At 60.4% G+C, this 15,326-nt stretch carries 12 protein-coding genes; 2 read left to right on the forward strand and 10 right to left on the reverse strand.

What is annotated here, in order from left to right:
- Nucleotides 1–65: 65 nt before the first annotated feature.
- Entirely contained in the window at nucleotides 66–1,034 is a 969-nt protein-coding gene (gene yjiA, locus AC09SL_RS28125) for a GTPase (RefSeq protein ID WP_058544062.1), read from the forward strand.
- On the opposite strand, the gene AC09SL_RS28130 is transcribed toward yjiA, so the two are convergent.
- The 6 genes from AC09SL_RS28130 to AC09SL_RS28155 form a co-directional block, all read right to left on the reverse strand.
- Nucleotides 1,026–1,745: a GntR family transcriptional regulator gene (locus tag AC09SL_RS28130; protein WP_081264539.1), complete on the reverse strand. Its 720-nt coding sequence runs from the start codon at nucleotides 1,743–1,745 to the stop codon at nucleotides 1,026–1,028. The genes yjiA and AC09SL_RS28130 overlap by 9 nt on opposite strands.
- A gap of 22 nt (nucleotides 1,746–1,767) precedes the next feature.
- Nucleotides 1,768–2,472, reverse strand: coding sequence for a FadR/GntR family transcriptional regulator (locus tag AC09SL_RS28135; protein WP_058544063.1), 705 nt, complete (start codon nucleotides 2,470–2,472; stop codon nucleotides 1,768–1,770).
- A 59-nt stretch (nucleotides 2,473–2,531) separates the two neighbouring features.
- Entirely contained in the window at nucleotides 2,532–3,845 is a 1,314-nt protein-coding gene (locus AC09SL_RS28140) for a C4-dicarboxylate transporter DctA (protein ID WP_058544064.1), read from the reverse strand.
- Nucleotides 3,846–4,244: 399 nt separating this feature from the next.
- The gene (locus AC09SL_RS28145) at nucleotides 4,245–4,775 is read right to left on the reverse strand and encodes a hypothetical protein (RefSeq protein WP_058544065.1); all 531 of its coding nucleotides are present in this window, start codon (nucleotides 4,773–4,775) and stop codon (nucleotides 4,245–4,247) included.
- A gap of 204 nt (nucleotides 4,776–4,979) precedes the next feature.
- Nucleotides 4,980–6,233 carry a serine hydroxymethyltransferase gene (gene glyA, locus AC09SL_RS28150; protein ID WP_058544066.1) on the reverse strand — a complete coding sequence of 418 codons (1,254 nt, stop codon included), beginning with the start codon at nucleotides 6,231–6,233 and terminating at the stop codon, nucleotides 4,980–4,982.
- Between the two features lie 222 nt (nucleotides 6,234–6,455).
- Nucleotides 6,456–10,304 (reverse strand): sensor domain-containing protein, encoded by a 3,849-nt coding sequence (locus AC09SL_RS28155; RefSeq protein ID WP_058544067.1) that lies wholly within the window; start codon nucleotides 10,302–10,304, stop codon nucleotides 6,456–6,458.
- A 271-nt stretch (nucleotides 10,305–10,575) separates the two neighbouring features.
- Here AC09SL_RS28155 and ettA point away from each other — a divergent pair, with 271 nt between their 5' ends.
- Nucleotides 10,576–12,240, forward strand: coding sequence for an energy-dependent translational throttle protein EttA (gene ettA, locus AC09SL_RS28160; protein WP_058544068.1), 1,665 nt, complete (start codon nucleotides 10,576–10,578; stop codon nucleotides 12,238–12,240).
- A 185-nt stretch (nucleotides 12,241–12,425) separates the two neighbouring features.
- Here the strand turns inward: ettA and AC09SL_RS28165 are convergent, their stop codons facing one another.
- The 4 genes from AC09SL_RS28165 to AC09SL_RS28180 form a co-directional block, all read right to left on the reverse strand.
- Nucleotides 12,426–12,917, reverse strand: coding sequence for a GreA/GreB family elongation factor (locus AC09SL_RS28165; RefSeq protein ID WP_058544069.1), 492 nt, complete (start codon nucleotides 12,915–12,917; stop codon nucleotides 12,426–12,428).
- Nucleotides 12,918–12,987: 70 nt separating this feature from the next.
- Nucleotides 12,988–13,344 (reverse strand): hypothetical protein, encoded by a 357-nt coding sequence (locus tag AC09SL_RS28170; RefSeq protein ID WP_058544070.1) that lies wholly within the window; start codon nucleotides 13,342–13,344, stop codon nucleotides 12,988–12,990.
- A gap of 115 nt (nucleotides 13,345–13,459) precedes the next feature.
- A complete protein-coding gene (locus tag AC09SL_RS28175; RefSeq protein WP_039014169.1) occupies nucleotides 13,460–14,029 on the reverse strand; it encodes a hypothetical protein in 570 nt (189 codons plus the stop codon).
- Nucleotides 14,026–15,288, reverse strand: coding sequence for an AAA family ATPase (locus tag AC09SL_RS28180; protein WP_058544071.1), 1,263 nt, complete (start codon nucleotides 15,286–15,288; stop codon nucleotides 14,026–14,028). Before AC09SL_RS28180 ends, AC09SL_RS28175 begins: the two co-directional genes overlap by 4 nt.
- Nucleotides 15,289–15,326 lie beyond the last annotated feature (38 nt).

The following is a 15,326-nucleotide window of genomic DNA, read 5'->3' on the forward strand; positions in this document are numbered from 1 at the left end:
CGGGTAGTCTCAGGGTTTTCATACCTACAAAACCGCTTCCCTTTCAGGTATCAAGGAGATTCAGTTTGTCCTCTCCCATCCCGGTCACCATCCTCAGCGGCTTTCTCGGCGCCGGCAAGACCACGCTGTTGCGCCATCTGCTCAAAGCCGAGCACGGCCTGAAAATCGCCGTGATCGAGAACGAATTCAGCGATGCCGGCATCGACACCCAATTGCTGGGCGACGAGCCGGTGCAAGTCATGACCCTGGCCAACGGTTGTGTGTGCTGCACCATCCACACCGACCTGACCAAGGCCCTGTATCTGTTGCTCGAGCGGCTGGACAGCGGCGAGATTGCCTTCGATCGCCTGGTGATCGAATGCACCGGCCTGGCCGACCCGGCTCCGGTGGCCCAGACGTTCTTCATCGACGAGGACCTGCGCGAGCGCTATATCCTCGACGGCATTCTCACGCTGGTGGACGCTGCCCATGCCGATGTCCACCTGACCCAGGCCATCGCCCAGGCCCAGGTCGGGTTTGCCGACCGCCTGCTCCTGAGCAAGACCGACCTGGTGGACGCGACCCAGGTCCAGGCCCTGGGCGAGCGCCTGACGCGCATCAACCGGCGGGCGCCGATCCGGGTGGTCGAGCACGGCAAGATCGACCTGGCCGAGCTGCTCGACATCCGCGGCTTCAACCTCAATGCGGACCTGGGCGCCGGGCTCAGCCTGCGACCGGTCGGCAAGGCCAGCCCAGGTGATCGCATCAGCAGCCTGGTGCTGCGTACCGACAAGGCGCTGGATATCGACAAGCTCAGCGAGTTCATGAACCAGTTGCTGGAAGAACACGGCAAGCAATTGCTGCGCTACAAAGGCGTGCTGAACATCGCCGGCGAACCGCGTCGGTTGGTGTTCCAGGGTGTGCTCAAGTTGTACGGTTTCGATTGGGACACCGAATGGGCGCCAGACGAAGCCCGGGAAAGCGTGATCGTGTTCATCGCCGACGAACTGCCGGAAGAAAAGATCCGCGCCGGCTTCGAAGCCGCTCTACTGTGACGAACCCGTGCCTGCGGCCAGCAGCAGTTTTTGCTCCAGATGGTCCAGGTGCTCGTCCATCAGCCGCACCGCTTCGTTGACGTTGCGGCCTTCCACGGCGTCGATGATCGCCAGGTGTTCCTGCCACGCGCAATGCCGGCGGGACCTGATCTCATGTCTGGCCAGGGCCAACGAGGTCAACGGCACCAGGCTGCCGAGAAATTGCATCAGTGGCGCATTGCCGGCCATGACGGCCAGTTGCAGGTGAAACTCGCCGGACAGGCGTATCGCCGGGCCACGCTCACCGCGATCCAGGCACTGGCGCTCGCGCTCCACCAGATCGCGCAGCTGTTGCAAATCCTTGGGCTGTGGCGCGTTGCAGGCCAGGCGCACCAGGGTTCGCTCGGCCAAGCGGCGAGCGTGGAGGATCTGCCGGGTCTGCTCCAGGTCCGGCGCGGCGACTTGTGGCCTGTGGTTGGGCCGCAGGATCACCACTTGCTGGTGGGACAGGCGCGCCAGGACGCGGCGAATGACGCTGCGGCTGACGCCGAACACGTCCCCCAGGCTTTCCTCGGTGAAGCGGCTGGCCGGGGCAATGCGCTGTTCGAGAATAGCGTCGAAGATCCGCGGGTAGATATCCTCCACCGACGGTTTGCCGACTCGGCCGGGCAGGGGCAGGGTGGCCTGCACGTTGCGGTTGTGCTTTGGTTGATGGGGCATGAGGTTGTTCATGGCGGTCTCCACAGGCAATGGCTCAGGTGCCGAGGTTGTCGTCCGGAATGTTCAATTCGATGCCCATGCGCTGGCCTTCCCGGAGAATGTGCCGGCGCATTTGCGCGCTGGCCTGGGCGCTGTTCTTGCCACGAATGGCACGTACCACGGCTTCGTTTTCTTCCAGGCGTTCTGCCAGGTGCTCGGGCGAATTGCGCAACACATCGGCGCTTTGCTTGAGGGCGTTGCTGGTCTGCTGGACCACGTTCTGGAAGATCGGGTTGGACGTCAGGGCAAACAATTCTTCATGGAAGGCGATGTAGGCGTTGGCGCAGGCGTCGCTGTCGTTGGCTTCCAGGGCTTCGCGCATGTCCATGAGGGTCAGGCGCAACTGGCCGACCTCCTTGCTGCTGATGGACTGGGCCACCAGGCCAACGATGAAGGGCTCCAGGGTGTAGCGCAGTTGCAGCAGGTCCTCCAGGCTCGCGCCGGCCATGGCGCCGCTGTCACTGGCGCCATCGTTGAGATTGGCCTCCAGCACCACGACACCTTTGCCGGGCATCGAGCGCACCAGGCCCAGGGTCTCCAGCACAATCACCGCTTCACGCAGGCTGGGGCGGCTGATGCCCAGTTGCTCGGCCAGCTCACGCTGGCCGGGCAGCATGTCGCCCGAGCGCCACTGGCCCCGGGCGAGGGCGGCGCGGAGTTTCTCCACCACGGAATTGACGACGGTCGATGAGCTGATCACATGTGACTCCTTGGTAATCAATCAGGCGATGCCGGCTCGCGGGCCGGCATCGCCGTCTTTCAGAATTGCTGGTGATGGGCACTGCCCACCGGTTTCCTGGGTTGGAAGGTATAGCCTTGTTGGCCGGACAGCACCTTGCGCGCCCGAGGGACATCGATGTCTTTTTCCCAGCGGGCAATCGCCACGGTGGCCACGCAGTTGCCAATCAGGTTGGTCAGGGCTCGACCGATGCCCATGAACCAATCCACGGCCAACACCAGCACCAGGCCGACCACCGGGATCGCCGGGATCGCGGTCAGCGTGGCCGCCAGGATCACCAGCGCCGAGCCGGGAATCCCATGGGCACCCTTGGAGGTGATCAGCGAGACCAGCAGGATGGTCAACAGATCGCTCATGGCCAAGGGCGTACCGGTTGCGTTGGCGATGAAAACAATGGCCAGGGTCAGGTAAATCGAGAAACCATCCAGGTTGAACGAGTAGCCGGTTGGAATGACCAGGCCCACGGTGGAGCTGCCGATCCCCAGGTGTTCGAGCTTGCGCATGATCTGGGGCAGCACGGCGTCGGACGACGCGGTGCCGAGTACGATCAGCAACTCTTCACGCAAGTATTTGAGGAACGGCAGCATCGGCAGGCCCGACACACGCATTACCACGCCCAGGACCACCGCGACAAAAGCGATGCAGGTCAGGTAGAACAGGCCGACGAGGCTGCCCAGGTGCTGTAGCGAGTCCAGGCCATATTTGCTGGTGGTGAAGGCAATGGCCCCGAAGACGCCAATCGGGGCCAGGCGCACGATCATACCCATGATGCGGAAGATCACGTGGCTGAGTTCGTTGATCAGGCGTGAAATGCCGGAAGCGGCGTCACCCACGAGATTCAACGCACTGCCAAACAGCACTGAAAACAACAGCACCTGCAGGATGTTGTTTTCCGCGAACGCTCCGATCACTGAGGTCGGGATCAGGTTCATCAGGAACTGAGTGGTGGTGACCATGTGCTGGCCGCGCTGGGCGATATCGTTCACGTCCGCGCTGGAGAGCTGCTCCAGGTGGATGTTCGCGCCGCTGCCAATGCCTGTGCTGAAAGCAAGGACCAGGCCGATGACCAGGGCGATGGAGGTGAGTATTTCGAAGTAGATGACCGACTTGAGGCCGATGCGCCCGACCTTCTTGAGATCACCGGCGCCGGAGATGCCGCTGACCACCACGCAGAACACGATCAGGCCGATGAGCATTTTGATCAGCTTGATAAAGCCGTCGCCGAGGGGTTTGAGCTGTGCAGAGTATTCGGGAAGGGTAAGCCCGCAGACGATGCCGAGCACCAGTCCGAGGACAACTTGAAGGAAGATCGACCGCGAGCACCATTTGAGCATGGGAGGGATTCCTGGTTCGGTGTCCTTGTTCGCCAGAGGAGGGGCTGGCGTCGGGACTTCATTATTGTGGTCTTACCGGTTTGTCCAGTGCAGGCGCAGTCTAGGCGCTGTTTTTGCGGGGATGCAAGCTCGATTGTGATGATTTGGCTTTACCGGTCTTACCAGTTGCGGCGCGAGCCTTGTCCTTGAGCCTTTTCTCGGCTTGAAAAAAGTTGCCGCAGATGCCGCTGCGTAGGAGCTGTCGAGTGCAACGAGGCTGCGATCTTGTCCCGGACAATTGAGTCGCGAGCGAAAGATCAAGATCAAAAGATCGCAGCCTTCGGCAGCTCCTACAGGGCAGCCCGGTTCCCTCGCCACAATCTGGTTGTTAAGTGTAAAAGAGAGCGACGCGTACTTTTCTCAACGGATGCTCAGAATGAACATGGCTTTTGACTGTTGGTCTGTCTCGGCAAGATAAAGATAAGGCGAGCCGCGCACCCTTAAGCCCCCGACATGTTTCTTATTGCCTGTCATGAGCGAGATGGGGATATGGCGGGATTTGATGTTCTTTCGCGTGATGATGTTGTGCTGATGATCGATCAGACTGAAAAGAGTCGGGTTGCGAGTGTCTGGATCACGTGCGCCAAACACGTCGAGCCAGCTTTTACTGATCAGCTTGTTGTAGTGTTCACCGGTGTTTTTCAGGGTCAGGAGGTAGCCGCCCGCGGTATACCGCAAGTGCAGCCGCAAGGGCTCGCCTTGCACAGCCTGGTCTTCGGCGCGCATCCCGAGCAGGCTTGAGTGGTCGAGGGTTTGGGGTTTGCCGGTAAAGAATCCACCGCTGAATGAACTGATGGTCGCCATCGCGGGTTTGCCATGCAGCCTTTCCAGTAGATTCACGCGGGTGTTGAACATGCTGAGCGTTGCATTAAAGGATTGTTCACTGTCCATGTGAATATTGAGTCCTGTTTTTATTGATTAAGTTAGGTTGGGGCAAAAGGGATCGTAGGAGTTTGTTAATTGCGTGTGGAGTTTTCTGTATTGCAGGAAATTAAGTGTCGGATGGTGTTGGTTGTTTGGCCCAGTTTTGCAAGGCAAAAAAAAGGCCCGCATCTTTCGATGCGGACCTTTTTCAACTGCGCTCGAGCGGGCTAGTTAAGCGCCGTAGACCGGCAGCTTCTTGCAGATAGCCTTGACCTTCTCACGCACGGCGTCGATGACCGCTTCGTTGTTCAGGTCCGCCAGGATGTCGCAGATCCAGCCAGCCAGTTCCTTGCACTCGGCTTCCTTGAAACCGCGAGTGGTCACGGCCGGGGTGCCGAAGCGCAGGCCCGAGGTGACGAACGGAGAGCGTGGGTCGTTTGGCACCGAGTTCTTGTTGACGGTGATGAACGCCTTGCCCAGGGCCGCGTCGGCGTCTTTGCCGGAGATCTCCTGCTTGATCAGCGAGAGCAGGAACAGGTGGTTTTCAGTACCGCCGGACACCACGTCGAAACCGCGCTCGATGAATACGCCGGCCATGGCCTTGGCATTCTTCACCACTTGTTGCTGGTAAGCCTTGAACTCAGGTTGCAGGGCTTCCTTGAAGCAGATCGCCTTGGCTGCGATCACGTGCTCCAGCGGGCCACCCTGGGCGCCCGGGAAGACGGCGGAGTTCAGTTTCTTCTCGATGTCGGCATTGGCGCGAGCCAGGATCAGGCCGCCACGTGGACCGCGCAGGGTCTTGTGGGTGGTGGTGGTGACCACGTCGGCGAATGGCACCGGGTTCGGGTAGACGCCAGCGGCGACCAGGCCGGCAACGTGGGCCATGTCGACGAACAGGTAGGCACCGACCTTGTCGGCGATCTCGCGGAAACGCGGGAAGTCGAGGACTTGGGAGTAGGCAGAGAAACCGGCCACGATCATTTTCGGCTTGTGCTCGAGGGCCAGGCGCTCGACTTCGTCGTAGTCGATCAGGCCGTTGCCGTCGATGCCGTACTGGATGGCGTTGTACAGCTTGCCGGAGGAGGAAACGCTGGCGCCGTGGGTCAGGTGACCGCCGTGGGCCAGGCTCATGCCCAGGATGGTGTCACCGGCCGACAGCAGCGCCAGGTACACGGCGGCGTTGGCTTGGGAGCCTGCGTGCGGCTGGACGTTGGCATAGTCGGCACCGAACAGTTGCTTGGCGCGGTCGATGGCCAGTTGCTCGACTACGTCGACGTACTCGCAACCACCGTAGTAACGCTTGCCTGGGTAGCCTTCGGCGTACTTGTTGGTCAGTACCGAGCCTTGAGCTTCCATCACCGCGGGGCTGGTGTAGTTTTCCGAAGCGATCAGCTCAATGTGCTCTTCCTGGCGCTGAGCTTCTTGCTCCATGGCGGCAAAGAGATCGGCGTCGTACTTGGCAATAGTCAAATCACGGCTGAACATGGCGGTCCTCAAGGATCGGGGGCAGAAAAGGGGGGCATTCTACCCCAACCGGTTTTGGAAGGCATATGAAAGGGCGTCATGTCGCGGACGAATGGGATTCAAGCAAGAGGGGCGTTGCCTGTACTGGCCTCATCGCGGGCAAGCCTTGCTCCCACAAAAGCCTGCGTTCCGCCGTGGGAGCAAGGCTTGCCCGCGAGAGGCTGGCCCAGAGAGTACAAGGCCTCAGTCGAGCATGAACAACGCATCATTGCTGAACTGCGCTTCAAATCGGGTGGCCGGCATCGGTCGGCCGAACAGGTAGCCCTGGACTTCGTCGCAGCCATGTTCGCGCAAGAAGTCCAGTTGCTCGTGGGTCTCGACACCCTCGGCGATGACCGCCAGGTTGAGGCTGTGGGCCATGGCGATGATCGCCCGGGCGATCTGCGCGTCCTGCTCGCCGGACGGCAGGCCGTCGACGAAGGTGCGGTCGATCTTGAGCACGTCGATGGGGAATTGCTTGAGGTAGTTGAGCGATGAATAGCCGGTGCCGAAGTCATCGACGGCGATGCTCAGGCCCAGGTTTTTCAGCCCGGCCAGGATCTGCATCGCCTCGCTGACTTCGCGCATCAGGATACTTTCCGTCAGTTCCAGCTCCAGGCAGGCCGGAGGCAGGCCGGTGCTGCGCAGGATATTGGCGATGCGCGTGCCCAACTGGCCGTCTGAGAACTGCCGGGCCGAAATGTTGACCGAGACCTTCGGCACCCGGACCTTGGCCTGGTGCCAGGTCCTGAGCTGCCGACAGGCTTCGGCGATGACCCAATCGCCGACGTCCACCACCAACCCAAGTTCTTCGAGTACCGGAATGAAGTCTCCTGGCGGCACCAACCCGCGTCGCGGATGGCGCCAGCGCAGCAGGGCCTCGGCACCGGTCAAACGCTTGCCATCGCCGCTGAACTGCGGCTGGTAGTACAGCACGAATTCGTTCTGTTCCAGGGCATGGCGCAGGTCGCTTTCCAGTTCCAGGCGCTCCAGGGCGCTGGCGTTCATGTCGGCCTGATAGAACTGGAAGTTGTTCTTGCCACGCTCCTTGGCGTGATACATGGCCGTGTCGGCGTTCTTCATCAATTGGCTCAGTTCGTTGCCATCCTGGGGGCTCAGGGCGATACCGATACTGGCGGTGACGAAGAACTCCCGGCCTTCGAGCACGAATGGCCGGACCAGGCTGGCGAGGATCTGCTCGGCCACGGCAATGGCCCGGTTCAGCGCCATTTCGCGGCTGGCGCGCGGTTGCAGCAGCAGGGTGAATTCGTCGCCGCCCATGCGTGCCACGGTGTCGTCATCGGCGACGCAACCGAGCAGGCGCGTGGCCATTTCCTTGAGCATCCGGTCGCCGGCGGCATGGCCCAGGGAGTCGTTGATCGGCTTGAAGCGGTCCAGGTCGAGGAACATCAGCACGACCCAGGTCTTCTGCCGCTCGGCCGATTGCAGCGCGGTGTGCAGGCGATCCTGGAAGAGCGTGCGGTTGGGCAGGTGAGTCAGGGCGTCGTAATAGGCCAGGCGATGAATGCGTTGCTCGCTGGCCTTGCGTTCGCTGATGTCGCTGAAGAAGCATACATAGCTGGCCAGGTCGCCTTCGTCATCCAGCACGGCCGTGATGCCGACCCAGGCCGGGTAGTGTTCGCCATTGCGGCGCTTGAGCCAGACTTCGCCTTCCCAGGTGCTGTGCTGTTGCAACTGCTTGAGCACGTAGCGCAAGTGGGCTTCCTGCTGATCGTCCACGGTCAGCATGTTGGGCAACTGGTCCAGCACTTGCGACACGGCATAACCGCTGACGCGACTGAAGGCTTCGTTGGCCTGGACAATGTAGCCGGCCGGGTCGGTGATCAGGATCGCCGAGGTCGAGTGCTCGAAGACCGTGGCGGCCATGCGCAGGTCTTTTTCGGCGCGACGCTGCTGGCTGATGTCGCGACCGACGCCGAGCACGCCTTCGAACGCGCCGCGTTCATCCCACACCAGCACCAGCCGCAGCTCGATGGGGATCTTGCGCCCGTCGGCCCGCAGGCAGTCGAACAGGAACAACTGGGTCTGCATCTGGCTGCGCAGCTCGGCCAGCTGTTCGGGCTTGTCGAGGGCCTTGCTGACCCGGTCCATCAGGCTGTAGATGCCGGTCAGTTGTTGCGGGTTGGCGATGATCGATTGCCAGCCGTTCTGGAAGATCCAGTCGGCGGTGTAGCCCAGCACCGCTTGCACCGACGGGCTGACATAGTTGAGCGAGAGCTTGTTGTCGGTGGAGAAAATCACGTCGCTGATGCTTTCGGCGAGCATCCGGTAGCGTTGCTCGCTGTCACGCAGCGATTCGCTGGCCTCGATCTGCTCGGTGACGTCCTTGGCCACGCCGATGATCCGTGTCACCTGATTGTGCCGGTCCCGGGCCAGCGCCTGTTCGCGGATGTCGAAGCAGCGCCACTTGCCATTGCGATGGCGAAAGCGCAGCTGGCATTGCAACAGTTGCGTGTATCCGCCTCGCCGTTGTTCCTGGCGCAGTTGGTGGTAGTGATCGGCGTCTTCGCTGTGCAGCAGGATTTCCCAGAAGTACTCACCCATCTGGTGCAGTTCGGTGCGGTCGTACCCCAGCGTCTGGCCCAGGTGATGGTTGCTGAAGATCATCCGCTGGCTGATGACGTCCTGCACATAGAGATGATCCGGCACGGTGCGCACCACGTCGGACCAGAAACCCTCGCGTTCGAGCAGCGAGAGTTCGATCAGCTTGCGACTGGTGATGTCGCTGATACTCAGGATGACTGCGTTATAGTCATCCTGTTTTTCCGGCAGACGCAGCACCAGCCACAGGTGCTGGTCGCGGCCATGGGCGTCCTGGAGCTTGATTTCCAGCTCCAGCTGCTTGTGCGGGTCGAGCAACGCTTCGAGCAGCTTCGAGCCAATGGGGTTGTTGTCCTGTGTACCCTTGCCGACCAACAGTTGCCAGGCCTGGTCGCAGGAGTCGACGTTGAGCAGCTTCAACGCCATCTGGTTGACTTCGGTGACGTGAACTTCCTGGCGCAATTGCTCGAGTTGGTGAGCGGTTTTCATCCAGGCGCGCAATTGATCGCCATTGTGCAGGGCGGCCTGCTCAAAAAAGGCCTTGAGCCCCGACAGGTCGAGCACGCACAGGGCCACGCCGGTGCCTTCGAAAATATCCTGGTAGCGCCGTCGACCTTCGTGCAACTGCCGCTGGCGCCGGCGCATGTTCAAGAGCGCAATCACCGGCAACAACGAAAACGCCAGGCCCAGCAGGCATTTGCCGATGAAGGCCGGCAGCAGTTGCTCGATCACCTGGCGACGGTCGAACAGCCCCCGCAGTTGCCAGTCGCTGCTGCTCAGGGGCACGGTCAGTACGGTGTTCTCCAGGTCATCGGGAGACAAATGGGTAGGGCTGCTCGAGGGCAGGTTTTCGTCGCGGCTGATGATCTGCTGGTTGAGACGGTTTTCCACCAGCCACAGTGGGCGCAGCCCCATATCGGCCTGCTTGGTCAGGGTGGAGAAAAAGCTCGGGGTCAGGCGCAGGGCCCAGTAGCCACGGCTGCTACCGCTGGCCTGGTGCAACAATAGATGCACCACCGAGCCGTCTTCGGCATTGCTGAAATAATGGGCCTGGGCCCGGCTGCGCCGCACCAGTTCACCCAGGTAATCGGCGTCGTGGCTGTCGGCGTCGCTGTCACTGAGCACTCGGCCGGAGGGGCTCAGCAGGGCCAGGCTGCGCACTTCGGGGAGCGATTGTTGGAGTTTGCGAACCAGGGCCCGCTGTTCGTCGGCCGTTTGCGGCTGTTCGACGATCGGTAGCAGGTTGAGGGCGATTTGCGCGTTCAGGGCCATGTTCAGGCTGACCTGCGCGGCGAGATCGGCGGTGTAGTCGATGGTGTATTGGCGTTGTTGCTGTTGGGTTTCGCGCAGTTGGTCAAGCAATTGCCAGAACAGCAAACCGAGCAACAGCAACACCAGCGTGGCCAGTGCGCTCTTCAATGTCCCGCGCAGGGGCGAGCCGGGCACGACAGCGGGTGCTCGAGGGGACAGGGGCTGAGTGACGTTGGACAAGCTGTAATCCTGCGGTTTGCTGGACTGGCGCGACGTGCACTATAAGCCGGACGCCCGGAGGGCGGCTAGCATGCCTTGACTTGTGGCAAAGTGCCAGCCCTTGGTGGCTGGACCTTGACCGACGGTTGAGGTAGCTTTGCCGGTCAAACAAGAGCGTTCCAGCTCCAGATTCCCAGGCTCTATCCGCGCGCAGGCATTGATGACCGTCAAGTGCCGGCGCAGCGCATGGCTTGGCTCGTTCTTTTCACCTGTCACTGACGCTAGGTTCACCATGGCTCAATACGTCTTCACCATGCATCGGCTGAGCAAAGTTGTTCCGCCGAAGCGGGAAATCCTGAAAAACATTTCACTGTCCTTCTTCCCCGGCGCCAAGATCGGCGTACTGGGCCTCAACGGTTCGGGTAAATCCACGCTGCTGAAAATCATGGCCGGCGTCGATAACGAATTCGACGGCGAAGCCCGCCCGATGCCGGACCTGAACATCGGCTACCTGCCCCAGGAGCCGCAGCTGGACCCGAGCAAGACCGTCCGTGAAGTGGTCGAGGAAGCGGTCAGCGTGATCAAGGACGCCCAGGCGCGCCTCGATGAAGTCTATGCCGCCTACGCCGATCCGGATGCCGACTTCGACAAGCTGGCCGCCGAACAGGCCAAGCTCGAAGCGATCCTGCAGGCCAGCGACGGCCACAACCTGGACCGCCAGCTGGAAGTCGCCGCCGATGCGCTGCGCCTGCCGGCCTGGGACGCGAAGGTCGAACACCTGTCCGGTGGTGAGAAGCGTCGCGTGGCCCTGTGCCGCCTGCTGCTGTCGGCCCCGGACATGCTGCTGCTCGACGAACCGACCAACCACCTGGACGCCGATTCCGTCGCCTGGCTCGAACACTTCCTGCACGACTTCCCAGGCACCGTGGTTGCGATCACGCACGACCGTTACTTCCTGGACAACGTCGCCGGCTGGATCCTGGAACTCGACCGCGGCGCAGGGATTCCGTACGAGGGCAACTATTCGGGCTGGCTGGAAGCCAAGTCTGATCGTCTGGCCCAGGAATCCAAGCAGCAGTCGGCCCATGAAAAAGCCATGAAGGAAGAACTGGAATGGGTGCGCAAAGGCGCCAAGGCCCGCCAGTCCAAATCCAAGGCTCGCCTGCAACGCTTCGAGGAAATGCAATCCCAGGAATTCCAGAAGCGCAGCGAAACCAACGAGATCTACATCCCGGCCGGTCCGCGCCTGGGTGACAAGGTCATCGAGTTCAAGAACGTCACCAAGGGTTATGGCGACCGCGTGCTGATCGACAACCTGTCGTTCTCCATGCCCAAAGGCGCCATTGTCGGTGTGATCGGGGGTAACGGCGCGGGTAAATCCACGCTGTTCCGCATGCTGATGGGCAAGGAAACGCCGGATTCGGGCAGCATCGAAATCGGTGAGACCGTGCAACTGGCCTGCGTCGACCAGAGCCGCGAAGACCTGGAAGGCAGCAAGACCGTGTTCCAGCAGATCTCCGACGGTTCCGACCAGATCCGCATCGGCAACTATGAAATCCCGTCGCGCACGTATGTGGGCCGCTTCAACTTCAAGGGCGGCGACCAGCAGAAGTTCGTCAAGGACTTGTCCGGTGGTGAGCGCGGTCGCTTGCACCTGGCGTTGACCTTGAAGGAGGGCGGCAACGTCCTGCTGCTCGACGAACCGTCCAACGACCTCGACGTCGAAACCCTGCGTTCCCTGGAAGAAGCCTTGCTGGACTTCCCGGGCGCCGCCATTGTGATCTCCCACGATCGGTGGTTCCTCGACCGCGTGGCGACCCACATCCTGGCGTACGAAGACGACTCGCAAGCGGTGTTCTTCGAAGGCAACTACACCGAGTACGAAGCCGATCGCAAGAAACGCCTCGGCGAAGCGGCTGCCCAGCCGCATCGCGTACGGCACAAGAAATTGGCCTGATTCGGTCGGTCGCATAAAAAAACGGAGCCTTCGAAGGCTCCGTTTTTTTATGGATGTAAATCCATGGTGGGAGCGAGCTTGCTCGCTCCCACAGTTTGTAAGGCTTAATTGATGGGGCTACCCGAGTACCGGGTAATATCGGGCCTTGTTAGAGGCTTTAGGCATGTTTAAACGGACCGGCAGTATCACTGGAGATCTATCGCAACGACCTCGATAGCGAGATTCCCCAACGGTCGCTCCCATGTCACCTCATCGCCAACCTTCGCCCCCAGCAACGCTCGTCCCAGCGGCGAGCCCCAGTTGATCAATCCACTGGCCGCATCAGCCTGGTCTTCACCTACCAGTTGCACCCGCTGTTGGTGGTCATGCTCATCGACAAAGGTCACCCAATGTCCGATCCGCACTTGATCTGTTGACGTCGGCACAACGACCTGCGCGCTTTGTACACGCTGGTTGAAATAGCGCAGGTCGCGTTCAATGTCGGCGATGCGTTGTTTGTCTGATTGATCGTCTTTGGCCACGTGCTGACCATGTAGCGCCTGCAATTGGGCGACGCGGGCCTGCAACTGGGTAAACCCCGAGGGGGTCACGTAATTGGGCTGTGCACTGACCTGGCGTTCGACCGGCTGATCGGCTTGGGCGGCGGCGTTATCTTCGTTGACGAAAGCGCGACTCATGGTGTTCTCCTCTATTGGAGCTTGGGCCATGCTCGCAGGCTTTTGGTTTCGATGAATGCCTGTACGCGACCTATTGCAAGCGGTAAGCCCGGGCGGCGTCGCGGTCTTTTTGCTGTTGCCAGGCCCGCTCACGCTCATCCCAGTGACGCTCGCGATAGGCATTACGCTCTTCGTTCTCGCGCATGGCCTGGCACTGGCGGAAACCATCGCTCCAGCCTTCGGCATAGCGCGGATCCTTGAGGTAACGCGGCACGTCTTTTCTGAACTGGCCGGTGATCACTCCGGCCGCTTGCCGGCCGCTGCTGCAACCATCGTCGTAGCCATCGGCAAACGCCGGTGGATAACCCCGGGCGATCAGGTCTTGGTGGGTGGTTTCACAGCCGCTGACCAACAACATCACACTCAACATCGTTACCGCGCGCCACATGCCTGTCTCCCTGCCGCATTGGCGGCCTTACAAGGAGAGTCTAGAGGCGAAGTTGTTGACGAGTGGTGAAAGAATGATCAAAAAAATCTGCGGTTGCAGGCAAATGAGCCTGCCTTCAGAGGGCTGCTTTTTCAACGGCATCTGCAATCAACGGCGCAACTTCACGGAGCCCTTCAAGGGTCAGCTTTTTTTGTTTGTACATGTTGTACCAACTCTGGCGCCAGCGAATGACGCGCTCACCGTCACGCAATTTAAGTCGCTTGAGTGTGTACTCGGCTTTTTCACGATAAGCCGCAGGTATCGCTTCTGTGGTGCGCATCTGAAGCGACGGCAAAATGATTTCGAACCAGCCTGGGCCCACGTCATAAGGGTCGAGCACCGTGTCATCAGCTGTTTTCTTGCTGGAGTTCAAAGTGCCAGAGGCGAAGCGGTAATTGCTCCATTCATAGGTCAGGCCTGGGAAGTTCTTGTAGCTGAGGTAGTGGTCAACCGTTCCGCCGGTAGGGTCAAGCATGGCCGCATAGGCACATAGGTTGGCGTAATGATCGGCCAGCGCTTGCGAGCATTTGTTCCAGAGCGGTGAAGGACGAGGAGCGCCCGGATTATCCTTGAGCCATTGTGTTCCCGGTGTTCTGACATTTTTATCAAAGTCGGCGGGTTCCTTTGGCCTGGTCACCGGGATCATTGATTGCCCTCGCCATTGAGCGTCAGGAGGCCGCTCTCGATCAGCCAGCGTGGCCAGAATTCATCGTGGGCAGGAAGCAGTTTTTGTAGGGACCTGTGGATGGATGCACGGGTCTTGAGTCCTTCAGGTAGTTGTTTCTCGCCACGCATGAACGCTTCGGCGGCCTCGATGGCTTTTTCTGCCTCCAGCGAGCGCGCCTGTTCCAGTCCGAACGTGTCAGATACCAACCAACTGCTGGCATCACCCTGGGCCGCCCAGTGTCCTTGTGTCAGCGTGACCTTATGGTCCTGGATCGACAATTGAATCTGATCGTCCTGTTCTTCATCGAACACTGGCTCAAGGGAGGCGGCGACGAGCGGCGAGTGCGTAGCAATCAGGAGTTGGGGAGGCGCGGCACCGTGGTTCCCACGCAAGGTCTTGATAGCTTGCAACAGGCTGGGCATCAACGTGCGTTGCCACCTTGGATGTAAATGAGTCTCGGGTTCGTCGAACAGGATGACAAACCGGCGTTCGGGTTTTTTGTCGAGCAGCGCAGCAGCTGCCTGGTGTTCATACCAGGCCCACACAAGAAAATAAGCCAGCCCCAGTATTCGTCTTACGCCTGCCGAGGCCAGCGTGACAGGCACGTTCTGATTGCCGATGGTGAGTGTCGGTCGTTCTCGACCCTCGCCCAGGTATACGCGTCTGGGCGCCCCGACGCATAGCGGTTCAGTGGCGGGGGAAAGGTCGCGCAAGGCGTTTTCCAACGCTTTGAATTGGGGTTTGCGGCCGTTTTGCCAATTGACCCAGTCGCGCTCCAAGCCTTCACAGACTCTTTGCCCGTTGACATCAAGGCCATCCCATACGGCGTCGGCAGAGAAGTGATATGCGGCGGGGCGATCCTTATCGGAGCGCCAGTAATTGCGGGCCGGATCCCAGACGGAAAAGCCGCCGTCGATGCGTACGTAAACCACGATGCCGGGCATGGTGGGACGGCTTTGCTTCAAGGGCCAGGAGCTGTCTTCGCGTTTATAGGTCGATACGACAGGCTGAGCGACGCCGGATTTACCTTTTACAACATATTCGATTGAGGACTTGCCGGGGTTTACAGGAAGCGCTGGCGTATTGGCCCAGGTGCGCGTCAGCGCCCACCAGGCCAGGTCCAGCAAAAAACTTTTTCCCAGTCCATTGTCACCCGTGATCAGATTGATTCGTGGCGCCCAGTTAACTTCGAGCTCAGGAGCGGGCCCCACGTTTTTCATGTGCAGATAATCAAGCATCGCAGCATTCAATTCCGATTAAAGGTTTATTCAAGCCA

The organism is Pseudomonas sp. PF05 (assembly GCF_056521845.1).

Excerpts from the sequence above, each read along its gene's own strand:
- AC09SL_RS28130 (WP_081264539.1), bottom strand. The coding sequence starts at position 1,745 with ATGAACAACCTCATGCCCCATCAACCAAAGCACAACCGCAACGTGCAG.
- AC09SL_RS28140 (WP_058544064.1), bottom strand. The coding sequence starts at position 3,845 with ATGCTCAAATGGTGCTCGCGGTCGATCTTCCTTCAAGTTGTCCTCGGA.
- AC09SL_RS28145 (WP_058544065.1), bottom strand. The coding sequence starts at position 4,775 with ATGGACAGTGAACAATCCTTTAATGCAACGCTCAGCATGTTCAACACC.
- glyA (WP_058544066.1), bottom strand. The coding sequence starts at position 6,233 with ATGTTCAGCCGTGATTTGACTATTGCCAAGTACGACGCCGATCTCTTT.
- ettA (WP_058544068.1), top strand. The coding sequence starts at position 10,576 with ATGGCTCAATACGTCTTCACCATGCATCGGCTGAGCAAAGTTGTTCCG.
- AC09SL_RS28165 (WP_058544069.1), bottom strand. The coding sequence starts at position 12,917 with ATGAGTCGCGCTTTCGTCAACGAAGATAACGCCGCCGCCCAAGCCGAT.
- AC09SL_RS28170 (WP_058544070.1), bottom strand. The coding sequence starts at position 13,344 with ATGTGGCGCGCGGTAACGATGTTGAGTGTGATGTTGTTGGTCAGCGGC.
- AC09SL_RS28175 (WP_039014169.1), bottom strand. The coding sequence starts at position 14,029 with ATGATCCCGGTGACCAGGCCAAAGGAACCCGCCGACTTTGATAAAAAT.
- AC09SL_RS28180 (WP_058544071.1), bottom strand. The coding sequence starts at position 15,288 with ATGCTTGATTATCTGCACATGAAAAACGTGGGGCCCGCTCCTGAGCTC.